The organism is Carnobacterium sp. (assembly GCF_032094055.1).
GTDB lineage: Bacteria > Bacillota > Bacilli > Lactobacillales > Carnobacteriaceae > Carnobacterium_A.
In genome coordinates this window covers 14891-15569 of record NZ_DAMDAK010000010.1, presented here as the reverse complement: position 1 = coordinate 15569, position 679 = coordinate 14891, and the positions used below count along the sequence as shown (strand labels likewise).

Genomic DNA, 679 nt, shown 5'->3' with positions numbered 1-679 from the left:
GCAGGAGACACAGCTCTGTTTTCTGATATGCAGCTCATTGGCGCATATAGACCGCTTGATATTGCCTTTCTGCCAATCGGAGACAATTTCACAATGGGACCGGAAGATGCAACGATAGCTGCTTCTTATTTGAAAGCTGAGACAGTTGTACCCATTCATTACAATACGTTCCCATTGATAGAACAAGACCCTCAGACTTTTTGTCAAGGACTGCCTGGGAACCAAGGAAAAGCTTTAGAAATAGGAGAAGTTTTCGAACTTTAGAAGTAAAAGATTTTTGGAGGTTAATTCATGACCACGAAGCACGATCAAATATTGGCTTATATAGAAACACTACCCGTTGGAGAAAAGATTTCTGTTCGATTGATTGCTAAAAACTTGCGTGTCAGTGAAGGAACAGCATATCGTGCAATCAAAGACGCGCAAAACAGTGGGCTAGTTTCAACCATCCAAAGAGTAGGAACGATCCGTATTGAACGGAAAATGAAAGAAAGTATAGAGACTCTTAGTTATGGCGAAATTATAAAAATCATTGAAGGAGATATATTAGGCGGCGAGAAAGGCTTAACCAATATATTAAATAAATTTATTATCGGGGCAATGACGGAAAATGCCATGATCCGATATATTACACCAGGTTCATTGATGATCGTCGGCAACCGCGAAAGTGTGCAAAAGC

2 protein-coding genes are annotated in these 679 nt (G+C 40.2%); both read left to right on the top strand.

Annotation, left to right across the window (positions count from 1 at the left end):
* Positions 1-264 (top strand): MBL fold metallo-hydrolase (locus tag RT405_RS02815; RefSeq protein WP_313467377.1); only part of this gene is annotated, 264 nt, incomplete at its 5' end.
* Positions 265-291: 27 nt separating this feature from the next.
* Positions 292-679 (top strand): DRTGG domain-containing protein (locus RT405_RS02810; RefSeq protein WP_313467375.1); only part of this gene is annotated, 388 nt, incomplete at its 3' end.